The sequence below is a fragment of the Alteromonas sp. CNT1-28 genome (genome assembly GCF_022348345.1).
GTDB lineage: Bacteria > Pseudomonadota > Gammaproteobacteria > Enterobacterales > Alteromonadaceae > Alteromonas > Alteromonas macleodii.
Map to the genome: position 1 here is coordinate 36,996 of NZ_JAKREZ010000019.1, position 21,059 is coordinate 58,054.

19 protein-coding genes are annotated in these 21,059 nt (G+C 43.7%); 12 read left to right on the forward strand and 7 right to left on the reverse strand.

From position 1 onward, the window contains the following. Position 1: 1 nt before the first annotated feature. The 4 genes from MHN02_RS12990 to MHN02_RS13005 all read left to right on the forward strand — a co-directional run bounded on the left by MHN02_RS12990 (position 2) and on the right by MHN02_RS13005 (position 5,025). Positions 2–802, forward strand: a complete 801-nt coding sequence (locus tag MHN02_RS12990; protein WP_039227072.1) for an enoyl-CoA hydratase/isomerase family protein — start codon at positions 2–4, stop codon at positions 800–802. Continuing rightward, complete coding sequence (locus MHN02_RS12995; protein ID WP_239246552.1) at positions 792–2,810, forward strand: acetyl/propionyl/methylcrotonyl-CoA carboxylase subunit alpha; 2,019 nt, start codon at positions 792–794, stop codon at positions 2,808–2,810. Before MHN02_RS12990 ends, MHN02_RS12995 begins: the two co-directional genes overlap by 11 nt. Before the next feature lie 4 nt (positions 2,811–2,814). Then, positions 2,815–3,711, forward strand: a complete 897-nt coding sequence (locus MHN02_RS13000; RefSeq protein ID WP_131136305.1) for a hydroxymethylglutaryl-CoA lyase — start codon at positions 2,815–2,817, stop codon at positions 3,709–3,711. 627 nt (positions 3,712–4,338) lie between these two features. Next, the gene (locus MHN02_RS13005) at positions 4,339–5,025 is read left to right on the forward strand and encodes a hypothetical protein (protein WP_239246555.1); all 687 of its coding nucleotides are present in this window, start codon (positions 4,339–4,341) and stop codon (positions 5,023–5,025) included. 6 nt (positions 5,026–5,031) lie between these two features. On the opposite strand, the gene MHN02_RS13010 is transcribed toward MHN02_RS13005, so the two are convergent. Both MHN02_RS13010 and MHN02_RS13015 read right to left on the reverse strand, forming a co-directional pair. Next, positions 5,032–6,186, reverse strand: coding sequence for an MFS transporter (locus tag MHN02_RS13010; protein ID WP_239246558.1), 1,155 nt, complete (start codon positions 6,184–6,186; stop codon positions 5,032–5,034). Between the two features lie 76 nt (positions 6,187–6,262). After that, positions 6,263–6,796: an SRPBCC family protein gene (locus MHN02_RS13015; RefSeq protein ID WP_014976267.1), complete on the reverse strand. Its 534-nt coding sequence runs from the start codon at positions 6,794–6,796 to the stop codon at positions 6,263–6,265. Between the two features lie 764 nt (positions 6,797–7,560). Between MHN02_RS13015 and glgC the strand changes: the two genes are divergently transcribed. After that, positions 7,561–8,847, forward strand: coding sequence for a glucose-1-phosphate adenylyltransferase (gene glgC, locus MHN02_RS13020; RefSeq protein WP_171338151.1), 1,287 nt, complete (start codon positions 7,561–7,563; stop codon positions 8,845–8,847). Positions 8,848–8,916: 69 nt separating this feature from the next. Here glgC and MHN02_RS13025 read toward each other — a convergent pair whose 3' ends face one another. Both MHN02_RS13025 and MHN02_RS13030 read right to left on the reverse strand, forming a co-directional pair. After that, complete coding sequence (locus MHN02_RS13025; RefSeq protein ID WP_014976265.1) at positions 8,917–9,729, reverse strand: alpha/beta hydrolase; 813 nt, start codon at positions 9,727–9,729, stop codon at positions 8,917–8,919. A gap of 71 nt (positions 9,730–9,800) precedes the next feature. Continuing rightward, positions 9,801–11,123, reverse strand: coding sequence for an MFS transporter (locus MHN02_RS13030; RefSeq protein WP_014979061.1), 1,323 nt, complete (start codon positions 11,121–11,123; stop codon positions 9,801–9,803). A 169-nt stretch (positions 11,124–11,292) separates the two neighbouring features. Here MHN02_RS13030 and MHN02_RS13035 point away from each other — a divergent pair, with 169 nt between their 5' ends. Then, positions 11,293–12,108, forward strand: a complete 816-nt coding sequence (locus MHN02_RS13035; protein ID WP_171338150.1) for a thioesterase family protein — start codon at positions 11,293–11,295, stop codon at positions 12,106–12,108. 39 nt (positions 12,109–12,147) lie between these two features. On the opposite strand, the gene MHN02_RS13040 is transcribed toward MHN02_RS13035, so the two are convergent. Next, positions 12,148–12,993 (reverse strand): HDOD domain-containing protein, encoded by an 846-nt coding sequence (locus tag MHN02_RS13040; RefSeq protein ID WP_014976262.1) that lies wholly within the window; start codon positions 12,991–12,993, stop codon positions 12,148–12,150. 489 nt (positions 12,994–13,482) lie between these two features. Here MHN02_RS13040 and MHN02_RS13045 point away from each other — a divergent pair, with 489 nt between their 5' ends. Continuing rightward, positions 13,483–14,772, forward strand: a complete 1,290-nt coding sequence (locus MHN02_RS13045) for a glycosyltransferase (protein WP_239246561.1) — start codon at positions 13,483–13,485, stop codon at positions 14,770–14,772. 21 nt (positions 14,773–14,793) lie between these two features. Here the strand turns inward: MHN02_RS13045 and MHN02_RS13050 are convergent, their stop codons facing one another. Further along, the gene (locus MHN02_RS13050) at positions 14,794–15,186 is read right to left on the reverse strand and encodes a SufE family protein (protein ID WP_239246564.1); all 393 of its coding nucleotides are present in this window, start codon (positions 15,184–15,186) and stop codon (positions 14,794–14,796) included. Positions 15,187–15,202: 16 nt separating this feature from the next. Continuing rightward, positions 15,203–15,598 (reverse strand): DUF2750 domain-containing protein, encoded by a 396-nt coding sequence (locus tag MHN02_RS13055; protein ID WP_239246567.1) that lies wholly within the window; start codon positions 15,596–15,598, stop codon positions 15,203–15,205. A 317-nt stretch (positions 15,599–15,915) separates the two neighbouring features. Between MHN02_RS13055 and MHN02_RS13060 the strand changes: the two genes are divergently transcribed. From MHN02_RS13060 to MHN02_RS13080, 5 genes are all read left to right on the forward strand, one after another. Next, complete coding sequence (locus tag MHN02_RS13060) at positions 15,916–16,635, forward strand: hypothetical protein (RefSeq protein ID WP_239246570.1); 720 nt, start codon at positions 15,916–15,918, stop codon at positions 16,633–16,635. A gap of 182 nt (positions 16,636–16,817) precedes the next feature. Then, complete coding sequence (gene xthA / locus MHN02_RS13065) at positions 16,818–17,627, forward strand: exodeoxyribonuclease III (RefSeq protein ID WP_014949143.1); 810 nt, start codon at positions 16,818–16,820, stop codon at positions 17,625–17,627. A gap of 43 nt (positions 17,628–17,670) precedes the next feature. Next, positions 17,671–18,312 (forward strand): energy-coupling factor ABC transporter permease, encoded by a 642-nt coding sequence (locus MHN02_RS13070; protein ID WP_239246573.1) that lies wholly within the window; start codon positions 17,671–17,673, stop codon positions 18,310–18,312. Positions 18,313–18,423: 111 nt separating this feature from the next. After that, positions 18,424–19,599, forward strand: a complete 1,176-nt coding sequence (locus MHN02_RS13075) for an FIST C-terminal domain-containing protein (protein ID WP_069944128.1) — start codon at positions 18,424–18,426, stop codon at positions 19,597–19,599. Beyond that, positions 19,596–21,038, forward strand: coding sequence for an ATP-binding protein (locus MHN02_RS13080; protein WP_239246576.1), 1,443 nt, complete (start codon positions 19,596–19,598; stop codon positions 21,036–21,038). The genes MHN02_RS13075 and MHN02_RS13080 overlap by 4 nt, the downstream gene beginning before the upstream one ends. Positions 21,039–21,059: the final 21 nt, after the last annotated feature.

Here is a 21,059-nt window from a genome sequence, read left to right on the forward strand (position 1 = left end):
AATGGAACAATCAGTTATTTACAGCGTAGATGAAAGAAACATTGCCACTGTTACTTTAAACAGAGCTGAAAAACATAATGCCTTTGACGACGAAATGATAAACGAGCTTACTCGCGTTTTTAAAAAAGCGGGGGAAGATAAAAGTGTTAGGGCACTAATCCTAAGAGCTGAAGGCAAAAGTTTCAGTGCAGGAGCCGATCTTAACTGGATGAAAAAAATGGCCAGTTATACCGAAGCGCAAAATGAAAGTGACGCACTTGCATTAGCAACCATGCTGCAGACGCTTTATAAAATGCCGAAGCCCACAATAGCAAGAGTACAAGGTGCAGCTTTTGGCGGTGCTGTTGGTTTAATTGCATGCTGCGATATTGCTATTGGAAGCAAGCTCAGTAAATTTTGCTTAAGTGAAGTTAAAATTGGCCTTATTCCAGCAACTATCAGCCCTTATGTGGTAGAAGCAATGGGCGCACGAGTATGCCGACGCTACTTCCAGACCGCTGAAGTATTTTCTGCGCGCAGAGCAAGACGACTTGGACTTTTGAGCGAATCAGTAACAGAAGACGAACTCGATAGCACTATCGACAATATTTTATCAAACATACTGAAAAACGGCCCCCAAGCAGTGGCGAAAGCAAAAGACTTAGTGCAATGGGTGTCTACGCAAGAGATTAACGATGCCCTTCTCACACAGACGAGCAAACTTATCGCACAAGTTAGGACATCTGAAGAAGGTCAAGAAGGTTTGTCAGCCTTTTTAGAAAAGCGCAGTGCTTCATGGGTGGAGGTTAAGAATGATAAATAAATTACTAATTGCAAACCGTGGTGAAATTGCATGCCGCGTTATAAAGACAGCCAACGCTCAAGGTATAAAGACGGTAGCCGTTTACTCTGACGCCGACAAAAATGCCCTTCATGTACAAATGGCTGATGAAGCTGTTTATCTAGGGCCATCTCCGTCGAAGGAAAGTTATTTACGAGGCGAGTTGATCATTGAAAAAGCAAAGGAGCTTGGTGTAGACGCTATCCACCCAGGCTACGGCTTTCTCTCAGAAAATGCTGAGTTTGCGAATCTATGCGCCAAAAACAATATTATCTTTGTAGGCCCACCAGCATCTGCAATTGAAGCGATGGGTTCTAAGTCTGCCGCCAAACACATTATGGAAAAAGCTGGTGTTCCTTTGGTCCCAGGCTATCACGGCGACGATCAAAGTGAAGCGGTATTAAAAGGCGCTGCCGATGAAATGGGCTACCCAGTCCTATTAAAAGCCGCTGCTGGCGGTGGCGGTAAAGGCATGCGCCAAGTTTGGAGTGAAAAAGAGTTTTCTCAAGCATTAAACGCAGCCAAACGTGAATCTATGGCGAGCTTTGGTGACGACCACATGCTGGTTGAAAAGTACCTGACGCGCCCTCGTCATGTTGAAATTCAAGTTTTCTGTGATACCCATGGTAACGGCGTATACCTTTTTGAACGTGATTGTTCGGTTCAACGCCGACACCAAAAGATTATTGAAGAAGCCCCTGCCCCCAATATGTCTCAGTCAGTGAGAGAAAAAATGGGTGAAGCGGCGATACTCGCGGCGAAAGCCATTAACTACGTAGGTGCGGGAACGGTTGAGTTTTTACTTGATGAAGACGATTCATTTTACTTCATGGAAATGAATACACGCTTGCAAGTAGAGCATCCTGTGACAGAAATGATCACCCGTGAGGATTTGGTTCACTGGCAATTAACTATTGCCGAAGGAAAGCCCCTTCCTAAACAACAAAATGAACTCACCTTAACAGGACACGCATTCGAAGCGCGCATTTATGCTGAAGATCCAAACAACGAGTTTCTACCTTCTACCGGCACGCTGCGCCTGTTACGCACACCAAAAGAAAATGACGTAGTTCGCGTTGACACAGGTGTCGTTGAAGGTGATGAGGTAAGCGTTTTTTACGACCCAATGATTGCCAAGCTTGTGGTTTGGGGAGAGAACCGTGAGATAGCGCTCAAACGCTTAATTAGTGCATTGGGTGACTACTATATTGACGGTGTAAGCACAAACATCGACTTCTTAAAGCGTGTCGCTACACACCCTGCGTTCGTTGCCGCTGAGCTTACAACTACGTTTGTGGAGAAACACCATGATTCGTTGTTTAGCGCGACAAGTAATGATGCAGCTAGCGATGACACCCAAGTAAATATTCCTGTGATGGCATTGCTTTCACTTTTAAATAGAAAAGTTTCTAGAAGCGATAAAACCCCATCTGTGTGGTCAACCGCCGGTGCGTGGCGCGCTAACGCAAATCATACAGAAACTCTTGCATTGCTTTGCAACCAAGAAGAAGTGCATGTTGGGGTCAAACACCAGCGTCACGGGACTGAAGATGCTTGGGAGCTATCTGTTGGAGACAATTCCTATAACGTGAAAGGCAAGCTGGTAGATAGTGCTTTGCATGCAACAATTAATGGGTACAAATCAACATTTACGTTTTCAGATAATGATGGCGTGTTTACACTCTTCAACAAAGACACCCATGCTAAGTTCAGCCTAATCTCAGCATCTCTTGGTGATGATAACGATGATAACGGCGACGCTAATTTCAGTGCCCCGATGAACGGAACCATAGTGGCGCATTTGGTCGAAAAGGGTGTGTTGGTCAAAAAAGGCGAGCCTATACTTGTTATGGAAGCGATGAAAATGGAGCACAGCATCATTGCCCCGCACGATGGTGCAGTGGAAGAGTTCTTTTTCAATCCTGGTGAACTAGTTGACGGTGGCGCAACACTGTTGTCGTTCTCCACTAAAGAAGCTGCCGAGGTTTGATGTGATGTTTCCTAAAGAAGTGAGTATTGTTGAAGTAGGTCCTCGAGATGGCCTTCAGAATGAAAAGCAGGCCTTAAGCGCCGAACAAAAGATTGAACTTATTCAACTTCTTTCTAAAACTGGCCTTAACCGAATCGAAGCAGGAAGCTTTGTATCGCCCAAATGGGTGCCACAAATGGCGAACTCGGATGCGGTTTTTAAGGCGCTTAGCCCCGAAGACAAGATTCATTATTCTGCATTGACACCCAACCTTAAGGGCTTGGAAGCAGCCATTGAAGCGGGTGCGAAAGAGGTTGCAGTATTCGGTGCTGCCTCCGAATCCTTTTCACAAAAGAACATTAACTGCTCTATAAGCGAGAGCTTAAAGCGTTTCGAGGCTGTGTTTGACCTGGCAAGCGAAAACAAAATCAAAGTGAGGGGCTACGTTTCATGCGTAATGGGGTGTCCTTATGAAGGTGAAATTTCACCTAGTGCCGTTACACAGGTGAGTAAGGAACTTATTGACATGGGGTGTTACGAAGTATCCCTTGGCGATACTATCGGCGTAGGCACACCAATGTCTACAAAACTGCTATTAGATGACGTATTGAAAGAGATTAATGTCAGCAAAGTTGCCGCCCATTTCCATGATACTTATGGACAAGCGCTAGTGAATTTATACACTGCCCTTGGATACGGCATCTCTTCCATTGATTCAGCTGTTGCAGGACTTGGAGGCTGCCCGTATGCCAAAGGAGCAAGTGGAAATGTTGCAACGGAAGACGTCCTATATATGTTGAACGGTATGGGTATATCAACAGGTATAGACATGACGAAGTTGTTAAAAGCGTCTTCTTACATATCAGAACTTTTAGGCCGCTCTCCCGTGTCGAAAGCAGCTAATGCGCTTCTAGCAAAATAAAAAACTGATGGGGGGATGCGGCAATGCGCCCCCTCTACCCTCTACCCTCTACCCTCTAAGAAAGACACCCACCCTAATTGTGAAGTTTCACTTTAAATCACCGTTTATGTAATGGGTGTCTTTATAAGTTTATAGGCACAAACTCAAAAATACATTCTTTCACGCTCAGCTAGTTCGCTTTGCAATGGATGTCTCTTCAAATATTCATTACTTTTCATCGAAAAGTCTTACGTTGGGTGTCTCTTCTAAAACAAAACAAGTCCATCGGTCAGGTCACAACTCAATATTCACAATGCTAAGGTCACACAATGACTAATTACCTTGCATTTATCTAACATGGCTCAAAGCAGAAAATCCCTCATCAGTTTAAAAGATACACCCTACTATCATTGTATATCTCGCTGCGTGCGCCGTAGCTACTTATGCGGGTACGACCGAAACAATAGAATTAGTTACGAGCATCGAAAATCGTGGGTAGAACAACGGCTGTTATTTTTGAGCCGGGTATTCGCGATAGATATTTGTGCTTACGCTGTTATGAGCAACCATGTCCATATCGTTTTATGCGTGAATAAAGAGGCAGCGCTCTCATGGTCATTACAAACTGTGTTACATCAATGGCATAAAATGCACAAAGGAACCGTACTTACTCAAAAGTTTATGAAGGGCGAGATCTTGAGCGAGAGTGAGTATGAGACAGTTAAAAGTACTGCTGATGTGTATAGAAAAAGGCTCTACGACATAAGCTGGTTTATGAGAAATTTAAACGAGTATATTGCGAGAAAAGCAAACGAAGAGGACAATTGTACTGGCAGATTTTGGGAAGGTCGCTTCCGTTCACAAGCATTGCTAACAGAAAAAGCTCTACTGTCATGCATGGCATATGTTGACTTAAACCCTATACGCGCAAAGGTCGCAACGGGCTTACAAGACTCATATCACACAAGCATTAATAAAAGATTGAACACGAGTATTTCACAAAACAAGACAATAAAAGGGTTAATGCCATTAAAGAGCCACCAACGATGTAGAAACACTCGCGGCTTAGATTTAACGTTGAATGACTACTGCGATCTTCTCAACCAGTCAATCGAACTGTTGCGCGACACCGATTCGACAGCCGCTCAAACGAGCCCCATTCAACAAGTAAAACCTCTTGGTGTATGCCAACATCATTGGCATCACATTATCAGTGATTTCGAAAACGTGTTTTCAGTCGCGGCAGGAGACGGTTCATCTATGCGGAAGTTCCAAGCAAATACTAAAAGAAAACGAATGGCCAAAATATCTTCGGCAGCGATATGCTTTGACTAAACCATTCTACTTCTCGTCAGGTAAGATAACAGTAGTGATAATTGCCAGTAACAGCATACCAGCCATAATATAAACCACTGAAAAGGTTAAAACAGGGGTTAATGCAGCGTAAAGTGCACCGAATGCTAATAAAATCATACCTATAGCCGTGTTTGAGAAGCCAACCAGCTCTGTTCTTTCATGGCCTTCTTTAACATCTAAACTATATGTTTTCCGTCCGGTTCTTACGCCAGCATGGGATACGGATAACAAGAAAAACAACAGTGCAGAGGTTACAATCGTCGTCGTTTGCAATGTAAGCAAACCAATGCATGAAATTATTGCGAGTACCCCTGAAATTTGAAGTGTTAACTTTGCGCTTTTGTCTGCAATCTTTCCCCAAATTGTTGATGATAAAAGAGCAGCAGTTGCTTCGGCTCCTATATAAATAGGAAGCAGCTCTTTTACATCTCCATTTTTTTCTATCATAAAATAAGGCGCAACCAAGGCTGAGTGAACAAAAAGTCCTCTTACCAAAATGAATTTGTAAACCGTGGCGTCGAAGTCAATACTAAACGCTTTTTCCTCTTTACCACCCACATCTACCGTCGTTTTAACAGGCCATACACATATAAGGGTCAAAACAAATGATAAAAGACTCCCGCACAAGACTATCAGCAGCACGTTCGAAGAAAGAGAGCCGTCGTAAATTGTCAAAGGTATAGCGATAACTAGGGTGACCATGCCTGAAACGGTAGATGCAATTCCGATTAGGTTACCCCGCTCTCCTTTCTTAGCTACGTCAGCCTCCATATCTTTCACGGTAAGAGAACAGGCAGAGCGACCCAGGCTCAAGAAGACAAGGGAAATAAGTATCAAGGTACCCGCCAAGCCCCCTGAAAATAAAATGACCGCGAGCAGCATACAGAAAACTGAAAGCGTTTGTGTGAGCATACCGACACGCCAAGCCAAGTGCCGCTGAGTATGTTTTCGAAGATAAATGCTAATAAGTACTTGAGGCAGAAGCGCGCCCGACTCTCTAATTGGAACCAGCCAGCCTATCATCCAAACTGGTGCGCCGATGCTAATAAGAAGTGCGGTCAAGGTTGTTTTAGCAGAGATCAGTAGGTCGGCTAGTTTATTAAGCGAAAGGCCTGTAATAAGTAATTTTTTTTGTTTCATGGAAGGTAAGCATGCACCGCAATTCGATTGAACATATACGGTGCACTTATCCAGTCAGATCAGAAAGTTATATGCCCTACCCAGCGTTTTCAGCGAGTATTTTAAGATTTTCTAGGCCCATTTCGAAATCCGGACCAATCATGCTGTCCATCATCAAAGCAAAATATTTGTTTATAGGGTTATTGTCTACCGAGCCTTCATCTCTCCAGGTTACAAGAGAACCATTTTCTGTGGGCTCAATTTCTACGACGCCCGATGAACCCATGTCAAAATCGGGAAAATATAATCGGTACATCACACGTCTGTTATGCTCTAGTTGCGTAATCTCCATTTCTCCATTTCCCTCGGTTTCACTTAACCACTCGGAACGCATCCCAATAGCCCTATCAGGCCCTGAATAATCAAGTTTCATATCAGGATCACGCTTGAACCATACGCCCCATTTCTTCCACTCTTTCAAATCAACGACATAGGGATATATTTCTGATGGCTGAGCATCAATATTAATTGTTCTTTCAACGCTGTAATCTTTAGGAATAAAAAAGCTTGTTGCGACAAATAATACGATAACAACACCTACGACCATTAAGAGTTTTTTTAACGCTCCCATCTGAGACTCCATAAAAGAATTGACCCTTCAAATATAACATTTAATTAACATTTGTCACTTAAAGATCTTTCTTGCTCATTTTACTGTTAGATAGACACCCATCCCGTCATGTTTAACGCAGTTGAAAGCAAATTTATACTCAAAATAACTATTATGAGCCTTCTCTTTCGCGTTACCGAGAAAGGACACTCAGCAATAAAACCTTATGATGCATGAAGTAACCACTTCGTTTATCGAGCAAAGTGTAGACTAACTTTCTACAGTTTAAAAATGGGTGTCTACACAGTGACTTGCTTTGATCGAGGGTCTTTTCTGGATGCGCATGATGAAATTGAGTTGCGTGTCTCGCTAACTTTTTTATCGTCGAATTTACTAAGTAACTAACTCATAGTAGCGATGGGTGTCATGCTAATACTTTAATCCAAGAATCCTATTCCAGCTTAAGAATAAGAGATAAGGGTGGGTGTCTTTGTAAAAGCAACAGTTGAATGCCATTGGATGAGATTAAGGGAATTAGGGTGGGTGTCTCTGTAAGGGCGAGAGCCCCCCAACCTACAATTTTTTAAAAACATTTACCATTTCATCACAAAGCATGAAAATCGCGCTGTCATTCTAAATTATCTTGTGTAATATGGATTTAGGTTATCAAGAAAGCCTGTTCAATCAGGCCTATCATGCATAGCGCAGTCAATCGCAACACTTCGTTTTCTTTTTATATTTCTATCGATACACAGTTGTCGCTTTATTACAGGAGTTTATAGGAAATGGCAGATCAAAGTTCTCGTTACATTAGTAACCTTACTCGCGATACATATGCGCTCATCCTCGCGGGTGGTAAAGGTTCTAGACTACACGAGCTCACTAATTGGCGAGCCAAACCGGCACTTTATTTCGGCGGTAAATTTAGAATTATCGATTTCCCGCTATCAAATTGCGTTAATTCAGGTATCCGTCGAATAGGCGTGGTTACCCAATACAAGTCGCACTCTCTTATTCGTCACTTGGTCCGCGGTTGGGGTCATTTCAAAAAGGAACTTGGCGAATCTGTAGAAATCCTACCCGCTTCTCAACGTTTCTCCGACAGTTGGTATGAAGGAACCGCAGACGCGGTCTTCCAAAACATAGATATCATTCGTGATGAGCTTCCAAAATATGTCATGATCCTTTCAGGCGACCACATCTACCGTATGGACTACGGTGATATGTTGGCCAAGCACAAAGAGTCTGGTGCAAAAATGACGGTTTCATGTATGTCAGTGCCCTTGGAAGAAGCCGCGGGTGCGTTTGGCGTTATGTCGGTTGATGAAAACTATCGTATTAACGGATTTGAAGAGAAGCCAGCTAACCCGACTCCACTTCCTAATGACCCAACGCGCTGCTTAGCATCGATGGGCAATTACGTGTTTGATACAGAGTTTTTATTCGAGCAATTACGTGTTGATGCTGAAAATATGGGCTCGCAGCGTGACTTCGGTAAAGACATCATTCCATCAATCATCGCCGACCACCCTGTATACGCCTATCCTTTTGAGAAAAGTGGCGGAGACAACGCCTATTGGCGCGATGTAGGTACTATCGATTCATTTTGGGAAGCCAATATGGAAATGGTTGCTCCTGTACCTCAATTGAACCTCTACGATAGAAAATGGCCCATATGGACATACCAAGAGCAACTGCCACCAGCAAAATTTGTTTGGGAAGACCACGACAGACGTGGTGAAGCGATTAACTCCGTAGTTTCTGGGGGCTGTATAATTTCAGGCTCTACACTTCGTTCATCTATTTGCTTTTCCAACGTACGTGTACATTCCTATGGCCTTATTGAAGACGCCGTTATTCTTCCTGATGTGGAAATTAAACGCCATTGCAAGCTGAGAAAGGTGATTATCGATCGAGGTTGTGTCATTCCTGAAGGTACTACAATTGGTTACGATCACGAGCAAGACAAGGCACGTGGGTTCCGCGTATCTGAAAAAGGCGTGGTACTGGTGACGCGAGAAATGTTAGGTCAACCCGTGGGTGGACTAAGCAAGCCTAGAAAGCACGACTAACTCATTTATCCTAATGTTATGGCGAGATTGATTTTGGCTTTAAAACGCTTAAATCAATCTCTGTAATATTTAATTCGCCTCATTACTCCACTGCGTTAATGTACGCTCAATAAAGCTCGCTACCTGCTCAGGGTGTTCTAGTGGAAACATATGGCCACCATCGAGCACGCTATGCTCAATAGCATTATGCTTCAGAAGCCGCGAATACATTTCTGGTTTACACACGTTACTTTTGCTTCCAGTCGCCAATACGGCCGGACACTTAAGCTTTCCTTTATATTTACCCAAATTGTGCGGAACATTGCGAAACAAATCTGCTTCTACTTCTGCACGAAATGTGAGTGAAATATTGTCCCCCTTCAAGGCAGTTACAGATTTTACATAATCGCGCACGCATCGTTTATCCATATCCCTAAACAATGCTTTGCTGTGAAAGTACGCCACCATATCAGTATTGCTTGGCCAACTGGTATTGCGTGTTTGCGCGAGTTTCGCTGGCGTTAGCTTGTTAATTAACGGCGTGTGTTTCGCGAATTTAAAAAAGTAACTTAACGGGCCGACAACAAGTGGCGGATCGAATAAAATGATGCCTCTGAACAGCTCTGGCGCTTCGCAAGCCGCCATGTAGGTAATTACAGCACCAAATGAATGCCCAATACCATACACGCCTCGCGGATCCTTGTTCTCTTTTTTTATATGCTTGATAAGTTCTTGAACTTGATTGCGCCAGTTACCATTCACAGGAAGCTGAGGATCGTGTCCGAAGCGCTCAACATGAAGACGGTGAAAGTGATCAGGTAACGCTGAAAACATCGCATTATAACTACCTGCCGGAAATCCATTTGCATGGGCAAAATGAAAACTCAACTCTGACGACGTCACCAATACACTCCTCTATACTCAAACAACAAAGGGGCTTTAAATCAGCCCCTTAGCATGGAAGTTCGATAATACTATAAGCCTCTGGCTTCTGCCATTTCCCAATCTTTTACAATCTTCGTGCTCGTCCATAAGAACACAGCAATAGAAAGCGCGTAAGGGACTACTAGGTAGATGAGTGCCTGTCTCAATGCCTCCGTCTCGCCTAAAGATGGCACCAATGCTTGGCTAATAATACCCGTCAGCGTTGGGCCACCGCCCAGAGCAATGATGTTCAATACGAAGAAGAACAACGCTGTCGACATGGCTCTTACGTTTATTGGAGCCAGTGTCTGTGCCATCGCAAAACTTGGGCCTAGGTATGAACCACTGGTGAATAACAACAGCGCCATGAGCCCTACTGATACCCACAAATCTTGCACTTGTAACGATGCATAAAATGCCGGCACACCAATAATTAACGCGATAGCGGGCAATAGCGCATAAGCTTTTTTATTGTGCTTACCCCACCTGTCAGCAATATAACCTCCTAGCCATACACCGAGCGCATAGGCGGTGCCGTTGATAATGCCAAAAACGATTAGCAACTGTGTAATATCTAAACCCGCAAAGGCGCGAACGTAGTAATCAATTACCCATGTCGATATGGCATAGTTACCGAATGAGCCGAAGGAAATACCCAGTGCCATTCCCCACCACGTCGGAATTTTCAGTAGCATCTTGAGCGACGACTTTACACTCGGCTTATTCGCATCATCTGCGCTTGGTAAAGAGACCGTTCTGGCAGGTTCCTTGACCGTGAGCTTAAGCAAAATAGCCAGTAACACCCCTGGAATACCCACGCTGTACATTACCGTTCGCCAGTCGGCAGAACCGCCCTGTAAAAAGAACGCTGATGCAAAGAACGCAAGCATAACGCCAAAAGGAATACCTAAAGAGTATATTGCGAGCGCGCCCGCGCGTTTTTCTTTAGGGAATAAGTCAGAAATAATACTGTGGGACGGTGGACTACCACCCGCTTCACCAATGCCGACACCAATACGTGCTATGGCAAGCTGCATGTAATTGGCAGCTAACCCAGATGCAGCGGTAAAACCACTCCAAAGCGTTAGAGAGATCGCAATAATATTAACGCGGCTGTACCTGTCGGCAAGCCATGCAATTGGGATCCCCATCACGGTATAAAGTAGCGCAAAGTAGATGCCTTTAAGCCACCCAAGTTGAGCGTCATCTAACCCTAAATCGGCTTTGATAAAAGGAGATAAAATCCCAATGATTTGCCTGTCTATAAAGTTAAAGGCATACACCAAGGTTAATATGAATAGAACGTAATTCCGGTAACTTCTAGATGCTCCTGCTTCTGCAGCGGGAATACCTTCAACGTGAGTATGGGCCATAACAGTCCTTTTGGGTGACAATAGCCCAGTCTATGCATTAGGCAAAAAAATAAACAACTAATTGTTACTTATTTGTTAACATAACGAAAATTTCTAACTGAGGCTTTTCGTTCTATAGCGCTTAAGGTACGATGACAAACACTTAACTCATCAGACCAGACAAGCAAATATGACAGTAGATGAATTGCTCAATATTCCTCAATTATCTCAAACTTCGGAAAACACATGGAAAGTTGATGGACTAGTTATCCCTAAGACGTGGGGACAGGGACGAACTGCGTTTGGAGGAATTTCTGCCGGTATGCTTTACACCGCAGTAAAGCAGCAAGTCACTGATAACCGCGTGCTGCGCTCTTTTACCACCAACTTTGTTGGTCCCCTGTCTCTTGAAGCGCCTTTTTCTATCGAAGTAACGCTACTTAGAACAGGGAAAAATGTCTCTCAGTTCACCGCTCATGCTATTCAAGACGGCAAAAGCTGTGTTTTTTCGCAAGCCTGTTTTGGTGTTGCGCGTCAGTCAGGTATTCAAGTTGAGAATACAGATACACACAACATGCCTCAGCCGAGTAAAGCAAAGTTCATCCCGCAAATACCTAAAGTTACGCCTAAATTCTTACGCTATTTTGATTTGGCAATTGAAGATGGCGGCATTCCATTTACGCGCAGAAAAACCAGCCATTATCACGGCTTTATGCGCTTCAAGCAGCCCCCCGAAGCCATCACTGATGCACATATCATTACTATGATCGACGCATGGCCACCTACACTTTTACAAATGATGAAGCTTCCGGCACCAGCCAGTACAGTAAGTTGGAACTTAGAATTTATCCATCCTCACAAACCGGTAAGCCCGACAGACTGGTTTGCTTATAAAGCTCACACAAGACAAGCTGCAGATGGTTATGGCCATACTGAAGCGACGATTTGGGATAAGGATAATGAAGTAATTGCCATCAGTAGGCAAACCGTAGCGATTTTCGACTGATCGCTACGGCATTTCGAAAAGCACGTTAAAAACGTTACATTAATACAGCATAAACGCGTTAGGGTTAAACAGGGAAATCACCGAAATACACTGCAGATTGGTTATATCTAGCGCGTCTTCTAAATCTTCGCGATTAAGCGACAATGCCTCATGTAATTCTGGCTTTAAGTTGTGATAACTCGGGTAGATCTCAGGGTTAACGTTATCGAGTGCCAACACATACGAGAGTTGTAGAATCTTCTCATCTGTAGAAGCAGACTCCTCCTCTTCTTTGTGGATACTGGCAATTGGCGTATAAATAGAGCTTGGAATATCCCACTTTTCAATTAATCTTGCCGATAATTCCGCATACGTGAACCCTAGCACTCCAAATTGAAGTTCAGCAGGACTTACTCTGGTGTTGAATGCCTGACAACGGGTTGCCGACTCAGGCAAAACCGAAACGGTTACCAGCTCGCCTATGTTGTGTAGCAGCCCCGAAACAAAGAGTCGCTCAGGCTCACGAATATTGCGCATATCCGCAAAGTACTTTGCCAGAAGACCGCACGAAACACTTTGCTCCCAAAACTTGTCGAGATCGATACGTTGACCGTCTACATCACTGAATGCTTGGCTTACGCCATAAGCCAGTGCCAAGTCGTAAGTGGAGCGGGTCCCCACTACCTGGATGGCTCTTGTGACGGTGTCTATTTTATTAGGAAAACGATAGAGCGCTGAGTTTGCTACTCTTAGCAATTGCGTTGCCAATGACGGATCGAAAGCAATAATATCGCCGATGTCGTCAATGCTTGAAGCTTCATCATCCATACAAGCTTTAAGTCGAGTTACCGAATCAGGTAAAACAAAGAGGTTTTCCGCTTTCGAAACTAATTCATCTAAATTCATTCGTGCACTCTCTTTCATGCCGCCTTTGTCAATATAGCGTTGAAGGCACCTCCATTCGCCTTGTGTCCATTAAGGTATAGGCACAAAAATGTAGTTGGTCAATAAGTATCAACTAGTAAAAAAGTATGATTTCTTTACTAATCATTAAGTTAACCTGAATCCTTCATAAGCCTTGATACCGCGGGGCTCATTTTCAATTTGAAAATCTTGCTTTACGCTGAACATCAACAATCCACGCAACGCCGCTGATACGCACTACACTCGTGTATTCAGCGCATCTCTGGAAGGCCTGTATTATAGCTTTTTGCCCCTTTTTACATACAAATAATTCTAATACACAGAAAAACTTAGGGTAATTACCTATAAGAATTAGATTTTCTAAGGAACACTTGCTTTTGTAATGACCAATTCAAATTTATGGTAGTATTTGCATACTATTCACTATGCCCTTGATGGCAAAATTCTTAAAGCAAAAGTTGTAATCCATCCATGTTAAATGTCGCTGTTATCGGTTATGTGTGGCCTGAGCCAAATTCTTCGGCCGCGGGCCAAAATATGTTAGCTATTATTAAGCGTTGCTTATCTGCCGATTTCCATGTGACATTTCTGACCGCTGCCACCGATAGCGACCATAAAGAAGACCTTACAGCATTAGGCGTTGATGTGCATTCTGTGGCATTGAATTGTAGTTCTTTTAATAGCCAAATAGCGCATATAAAGCCTGACGTTGTTATATTCGACCGCTACATGACAGAAGAGCAATTTTCTTGGCGAGTAAAAGAAGCGTGCCCAGATGCACTTCGAGTTTTAAACACTGAAGATTTGCACAGCCTGCGTCAGGCTAGGCACGAAGCGGTAAAACAGGACAATGATGCTCGCCTTGCTCAGTTAAATAGCGAATTGGCGCAAAGAGAAGTTGCAGCAATACTAAGAAGCGACCTTACATTAGTAATTTCAAAACGAGAAATGGCGCTTTTGACGGAACATTACGGTGTACCTAGAGCGCAGCTCCAATACCACCCTCTTGTGGTAGGAAAAACGCCCCTCGTCACGCTTCCTTTTGAGGAAAGAGCGCACTTTGTTCATATTGGGAACTTTCGCCATGCGCCTAATTGGGACGCGGTTCTGCAACTTAAGCAAAGCATATGGCCTGAGATAAGAAAAGCGCTACCCAAAGCAGAATTACACATATACGGCGCTTACCCGCCTAAAAAGGCCACCCAACTGCACAACGAAAAACAAGGCTTTTTGGTAAAAGGTTGGGCCGAAAATGTGGAATCTATAATGTTGAGCGCAAAGGTGCTGATTGCTCCTTTACGATTTGGCGCAGGCATTAAAGGCAAACTAATTGATGCGATGCGCTGCGCTACTCCTAGTATCACCACGTGGATAGGCGCAGAAGGTATCACTTCAACCGGTTCAATCACTGCTAATAGCAATATACAGGAAATCGATGATCCAAAGCAGCTAGCGCAATGGCCTGGTGCGCTTTGTAGCGCGAATACAACTGACGCAGCGGTTATTCAAGACTACGTCAGACAAGCTGTGACACTTCACAATGATAAGTCTACGTGGGATAGCGCTAGTAGCTTAACGGCATCAATACTTAGCTCATTTGAAAGCGAACAGCCCGATGTGCCTTTAATTGAAAGAATCATTGGTTTAAAACAGTCGCTTAACACGCATAGAAACGGTTTATTTATGCAAGGCTTGTTGTGGCATCAAACACTGACAGCGAGCAAGTACATGAGCCAGTGGATTGAAGCAAAAAACAAATAACGGCAGCCACTAGTTTAGCGGCTAGACGCCCTTTAATTTAGCTATTACAGATTTAATCCCGTTTCCACGGGACTGACTTAAGTAGCGTTCCAGCTGACAGCGAGACAAATATCTCTCAAAGTCGAATTCACTGCGCTGCTGCGGGGTTAACTCGTTTGCTTTTTCTAACAATACTGCAAGCACGCCGCGAATCACTTTGCTAGGCGAGTAAGCCATCAAACTGCCTTGTTCGTCAGAAGTGGCGAGCCATACCGGGCTTTCACACCCTTCTACTTCTGTTTCAGCCAAACGTTTTTCCGCTGGAAGCGGGACAAGCGATTTACCCGCAAGCATCAGTGTACGAGTAAAATCGTCCCATCCTTTCGCGTTAGCCAAAGATGAAGCCAGAGGAAGCAAAGTTTCGAGAGAACTCATGATCTCTATACCTTGCTTAATTTCCGCTAAGCTCTGAGGCTAAGTCATCTGCAGTCATAACTAGGTTTTCAACATCACTCGTGGTGGGGAACATTACTAGCTCAACGCCATTCTTATCAAGGCCTGGCAACCAAGTTTGCATAAACTCATCGAGTGTAATATTCACGCATTGGCCTTCAATTTCGTTTATATCTACAAACTTTTGAGCTAAATCGTGATGCGGGAATACTGGTAGCTGAACGCTTTCACCACCTTCAAACATCACAAAACCTTCACTACCTTGCACCATCCAAATTTCATTTGCTTTTGCAATATAGCTCACTATAAGCTCTTGTCGGTCTTCTGCACTTAGCTTCATCGCTTGCTCGATAACCGCATCACTCAATTTGTCTGCAACTGTTTCTGGAAACACGTTATTTCACCTATCTCAAATTTTGCGGCAAGTATACCTGCCCCAGTAATAGGCGCAATGCAATAAACGTTAAAAAAGCCCCCTCGGCTAACACACTGACAAAGACACCCATCCATAGCTCTTCTTCATCATCAAAAACATTATTAAGAAGACACCCAAGTTTACCCCTGAAATTACGGGAATCACTCCCGGTTGGAACTCGATCAGCCATTACATTATTAACACTGACATTTTTCGCCCGTTACGAAGACACCCATGATAAAGTTAGAGCAAATCATTCAACGCTGTGAAAGCTTAAACGCAAAGACCTTTACCTCATGCGCAATCTATTTACTGCTCTTAAGCAAGACACCCATGCCAACCACGCTATCTTGGAAAATACCTTTCCCTTCTCGATGTACCACAAAGATAGTGAGTTTAACCATGAGGCCTATCTTGCCATCCTTAACATCATGAGGGTGTTTCACCAAACAACAGCAGCAACCGTAAAACAGGCTGCACTCCAGACCCCTTCCCTTAACCGCATCGCCTCAATGCTCAATAGCGAAGTTGTTCTACTAGCGCTTAACAATGACACCCACGCGTTGTCGTCCGCAACACTGTCTGCTCAACAACGTTACAATGACACCCATGCCAAGCTCGAACCTACTACAAGAATAAAAAACAAAGATGAGCCAGTCTTAAACGCCCAGGCTATCGCACAGTTAATTCCTTGCTCTAATTCAACCACCAGCCAGGCTATCGCAGCCATCTATGTATGGTTGGGCTCATCAATGGGCGCCAACATTATTGTTAGGCGGTTAGAAGCCATGAAGTTAGATATTCCTACCAAGTATTATCAAGCGATGGCAGGGTGTGCCAAAGCATGGGTGTCTTTCAAACAAGAAGTAGAAACACTCTTACCCGAGCTCGGCCTAGATAATGAAAGCTTTGTTAAGAACGCGGTGCAAGACGCAAATGCTTGGTTTGAGTTCTTGATTTCACTCGGTAAGCGCACGGCACCAAATGACACTCCCTACCATGAGGCAAACGTGTGATTAAGGGATGACTAAATTTATGCTAATGACGAGCTTTTATACACAGCGATTTCACCATTAGCTATAAATAAACTTAATCTAGCCAATCGACTGAATGCATTAATATAGTGGCAAAACGTCGTTAAGCGGCCGTGCAGTTTCTGGTAAACTCTAGCCAAATTCGAAACAACCACTAAAAAAGCATGAAAGTAATCTCATTTAATATAAACGGTATTCGCGCTCGTCTACATCAACTTCAGGCGGTTATCGACGCACACCAACCCGATATTATTGGCTTACAGGAAATTAAAGTTCACAACGAACAGTTTCCGGTAGAAGCCGTTGAGGCCATGGGCTATCACGTTTATTTCCACGGACAAAAGAGCCATTACGGCGTTGCTTTTTTGGCGAAGAAAGAGCCGCTTTCTGTGTCGATGGGTTTCCCAACAGATGACGAAGACGCCCAACGTCGCATGATTATTTTAAAAACCACCGATGATGCTGGCGAGCCCGTTACCGTTCTAAATGGTTACTTCCCTCAGGGCGAAAACGAAAAGCATGAAACCAAGTACCCAGCTAAGCGTAAGTTCTACAAAGACTTAATGACTTATTTAGATGATAACCACACACCAGATGACAATGTAATTGTTATGGGCGATGTCAACATCTCTCATACAGACTTGGACATTGGCATTGGTGAAGACAACCGCAAACGTTGGCTGAAAACTGGAAAATGCAGCTTCTTGCCGGAAGAGCGTGAGTGGTTGAACACAGTAATTGACTGGGGCTTTGAAGATAGTTTTCGAACACTCAACCCAGAGACAAATGACAAGTTTTCATGGTTCGATTACCGCTCAAAAGGATTCAACGATAATCGTGGCCTTCGCATAGATTTGATTTTGGCAACAAAACCGCTTCATGCAAAACTACATGACGCCGGTATTGATTATGAGCTGAGAGGCATCGAAAAGCCGTCTGATCATGCGCCTATTTGGGCTGAGTATAAAGGGTAAACAGTACTAAATACTGCTCCCCGCCATTAACTAAGGAGTAAAAGTGAGTTCACTACAACTGCTAGCATTGCTGATTTACGGTGTATTATTACTCGGTGCGGTCAGGCATGTGGACTTTACTCATTTTGCGAGTAACAAGCAGCAGCAACACCTTATTTTTGGTACTGCTACTTCGCTTTTCGTTCTCTGGTTGTTTAAAGCAGGCATCTTCGAGGGCTTAGATGTTCATTTTCTAGGCCTTTCAGTTTTAACATTAATGCTCGGCTTTAGAAACGCTATTATTGCATCGTTTATCGCGCTATTAGGCGCAAACGCAGTCGGCTACGGAAGTTGGGAAAACTTTGGCGTTAACGGGCTACTCGGCACCGTTCTACCCATTGGCATAACTTATCTATTTTATATGCTTTCTTTTCACCGTATCCCTCGACAACTTTTCGTGTACATTTTTGTTTGTGCCTTTTTCCCTGCCGCTCTTTCTATTGCATTAAAGACGCTAACGCTCGGCGCATTTTATTACATTGAAGGTACATATACTTGGGACATCATTTTTGACAACTACGTTTTGCTTATACCACTTTTGGTCTTTCCTGAAGCTCTGTTAAACGGTATGGCGATAACGCTTTTAGTGATCTACCAGCCAACGTGGGTTTATACCTTTCACGACAAGTTTTACCTCGATAATTAAGTTCTCTTCAACACAGTTACTGTAACTCGTGTAACTCTTCAACTAATGTTTAATAAGCTTTTCCTAATTTCAATCTATTATTAAAGAGTATGGTTGAGTGGTAAAGGCCGAATGTATATACAAACATTTTCGTTGGAGTGTAACGACGCACCTAGTATGGCGTCCGAAATAGATAGGTTATTTAGTGAAAATACACCTTCACTCGTTATTGGCTACGGCAATGCAGACTTACCTTTTAACGAGCTTCAACATGGCCTTAGCGCGTTTACCGCGCCTTATTTCATTTCCAGCTCTTGTTTAGGAGCGCTACTTTGCGACGGCAGTACCGTTGACGCGGGGTGCCAGTTAGCGCTTTTTTGTGTGAATGACGATGGTGGAGCCTACGGCGTTGGAAGTGCAGACGCCTCCTGCTACAGCGCCTTTGAAGCTGGCGCCATCGCGTTACAAAATGCGCTAAACAATGCGGGAAGACCTTATGAAAGCCCAGCGTTAATTTGGTGTGCGTTGCCGCCAGGAGAAGAAGAAAGAATACTTGAAGGTTTCGCCAGCATTGTAGGGACTCAAGTTCCTATTTTTGGTGGTTCAATGGCAGACAACACGGTTTCTGGCGACTGGACAACCGTTACAAAAGATGCGTGCGGACCACACACTGTGGTAGTTGCAGTTATGTATCCCTCTACTCCATTAGGGGTGAGTTATAGCTCAGGATACAAGCCAACCGATACCCTATTTAAAGCAACGAAAGCGAAAGGACGCCAACTACAACAGCTTAACAATAGCGGTGCAAGCACCGTTTATAACAAAGCGACCAATAACCTTATCGCTCAACAGCTATACGGCGGTCAAATTTTAGGACTAACATCGTCAGCACCGCTAGGCAGACCAGTAGAATTAGACAACGGTGCGGTGAATTACCTTCTGTGCCACCCCGATTCTGTCGATGAAAGTGGTGCACTACATGTTTTTTCAGAAGTAGAAGAAGGTGAAGAGTTGGTGTTGATGGAAGGTAGCATTTCTAGCCTTACGTCTCGTGCAGAGCGTGTGATAAACAATGCGGTTATGTTGCTGCCCGAAAATAGAAAGCCTGTTGGCGTACTAATGATTTACTGCGCAGGATGTCGCTTGATGGTTGGAGACGAAATTAATTTCATGCTGAATTCGCTGCAAGAAAAATTTCCAGCATTACCTATTTGCGGCCCGTTTACTTTTGGCGAGCAAGGGCGCTTTTTAGATGGCAAGAACAGACACGGCAACCTTATGATATCAGCGGTAGTGTTCTCTCAATGAATAAAGATTACGAAAATGTTTTAGAAGATCTAGCGCTTGTTTACCGCCTTAAACAGCAGGCTGAGGCACATAAGAAGGAAAGCGATGCTTTGCTAGAAGGCACTCGTGTATTACTTACCGCAGAGGACGAACAAGACCTTTATAAAAAAATGTTTAGTGTGTTCAAGGGACTGTATAATTATCAAGTTTGCTTTGTTCTTGAGAATGAAAGCGCTGGCAAAATGAGGTGCATTAACAGCACCCATCCACCGCTACTTAACACCGTATGGCAAATCGATGACACACTCTCCCGTGCGGTTAAAAGTGAGCCTATAGCATTATTCAACATTAAGCAGCAAGCGACGTGGCAACGCCATCTATCTTTGTTCGACACGCCCGTCACCTCTGTACTTTATTGTCCATTTAAAGTACATCAGCAACACGCAGTTATTGTGTTTTGCCATCAAGCACTGGGTTATTACACCCAAGAATTTGTGGATATGGCTAACAGATACCGTACCTTTACCGAGCAAATGGCCATGGGGATGCAGGCTAAGCTAATGGCGCTTGAAACGGTGAGGTTGAAAGAAGAAAAAGCCATTGTAGAAAAAAGCCTTATCGATTCAGAAAAAATGGCATCGCTAGGTTTACTTGCCGCTGGAGTTGCCCATGAAATTAATAACCCTGTTGCTTTCATTAATAGCAACATTCACTTTTTACGGAACGTGCTGCCTGCGCTATCGCAAATGCAAGACATCGTCTTACAATTGGCAGCTAGCGCAACCGACGATGAGAGGCTGAAGGTAGCTGAAGCTGCGAAACAGTGGAAGGTTGAAAATAAGATTGATTCATTAAGCGACGAAATTGCAGATATTTGCAGCGAATCAGAGGAAGGCCTAAATAGAGTTACAGACATTATCACCAGTCTTCGCTCTTTTACCCACGATGCAGATATTCCCGATGATGAAACCGTAAACGTGAACGACTGCATAGCTCACGCCTTGCGATTAGTAAACAGTGAATTGAAGCACCGCATAAAGATTCAACAGCACCTAAGCGATGTGCCTTTAATTAAGGGAAAAACAGGAAAATTAAACCAAGTATTAGTCAATTTATTCGTAAATGCTGCGCAAGCGATGGAAGATGGGGATAAATTAACTATTTCTTCGTTTGAAGAAAAAGATCACACCGTCATAACGGTAAAAGATACGGGCTGCGGTATAGAAAAGCATGCCCTTCAAAAGCTCTTTGAACCGTTTTACACCACCAAACCAACCGGCAAAGGCACTGGATTAGGACTTTATATCTCGTTCTCCATCGTTGAAGCGATGGGGGGAACCATTAGCGTAGAAAGTGAAGTAAACGTGGGCACCACATTTACCCTATCTTTTCCAACAAAATTAGAAGATAAAAAAACCGCACAAGCGTGCGGTTTAGATACGTTTAACAGCAACTCCTAGTCGCTAATATCAAGCAATTAC

Bases quoted from the DNA above. Each gene is read 5' to 3' on its own strand.
- MHN02_RS12990 (WP_039227072.1), top strand. From the start codon at position 2: ATGGAACAATCAGTTATTTACAGCGTAGATGAAAGAAACATTGCCACT.
- MHN02_RS12995 (WP_239246552.1), top strand. From the start codon at position 792: ATGATAAATAAATTACTAATTGCAAACCGTGGTGAAATTGCATGCCGC.
- MHN02_RS13000 (WP_131136305.1), top strand. From the start codon at position 2,815: ATGTTTCCTAAAGAAGTGAGTATTGTTGAAGTAGGTCCTCGAGATGGC.
- MHN02_RS13005 (WP_239246555.1), top strand. From the start codon at position 4,339: ATGCACAAAGGAACCGTACTTACTCAAAAGTTTATGAAGGGCGAGATC.
- MHN02_RS13010 (WP_239246558.1), bottom strand. From the start codon at position 6,186: ATGAAACAAAAAAAATTACTTATTACAGGCCTTTCGCTTAATAAACTA.
- MHN02_RS13015 (WP_014976267.1), bottom strand. From the start codon at position 6,796: ATGGGAGCGTTAAAAAAACTCTTAATGGTCGTAGGTGTTGTTATCGTA.
- glgC (WP_171338151.1), top strand. From the start codon at position 7,561: ATGGCAGATCAAAGTTCTCGTTACATTAGTAACCTTACTCGCGATACA.
- MHN02_RS13030 (WP_014979061.1), bottom strand. From the start codon at position 11,123: ATGGCCCATACTCACGTTGAAGGTATTCCCGCTGCAGAAGCAGGAGCA.
- MHN02_RS13035 (WP_171338150.1), top strand. From the start codon at position 11,293: ATGACAGTAGATGAATTGCTCAATATTCCTCAATTATCTCAAACTTCG.
- MHN02_RS13040 (WP_014976262.1), bottom strand. From the start codon at position 12,993: ATGAATTTAGATGAATTAGTTTCGAAAGCGGAAAACCTCTTTGTTTTA.
- MHN02_RS13045 (WP_239246561.1), top strand. From the start codon at position 13,483: ATGTTAAATGTCGCTGTTATCGGTTATGTGTGGCCTGAGCCAAATTCT.
- MHN02_RS13050 (WP_239246564.1), bottom strand. From the start codon at position 15,186: ATGAGTTCTCTCGAAACTTTGCTTCCTCTGGCTTCATCTTTGGCTAAC.
- MHN02_RS13060 (WP_239246570.1), top strand. From the start codon at position 15,916: ATGCGCAATCTATTTACTGCTCTTAAGCAAGACACCCATGCCAACCAC.
- xthA (WP_014949143.1), top strand. From the start codon at position 16,818: ATGAAAGTAATCTCATTTAATATAAACGGTATTCGCGCTCGTCTACAT.
- MHN02_RS13075 (WP_069944128.1), top strand. From the start codon at position 18,424: ATGTATATACAAACATTTTCGTTGGAGTGTAACGACGCACCTAGTATG.
- MHN02_RS13080 (WP_239246576.1), top strand. From the start codon at position 19,596: ATGAATAAAGATTACGAAAATGTTTTAGAAGATCTAGCGCTTGTTTAC.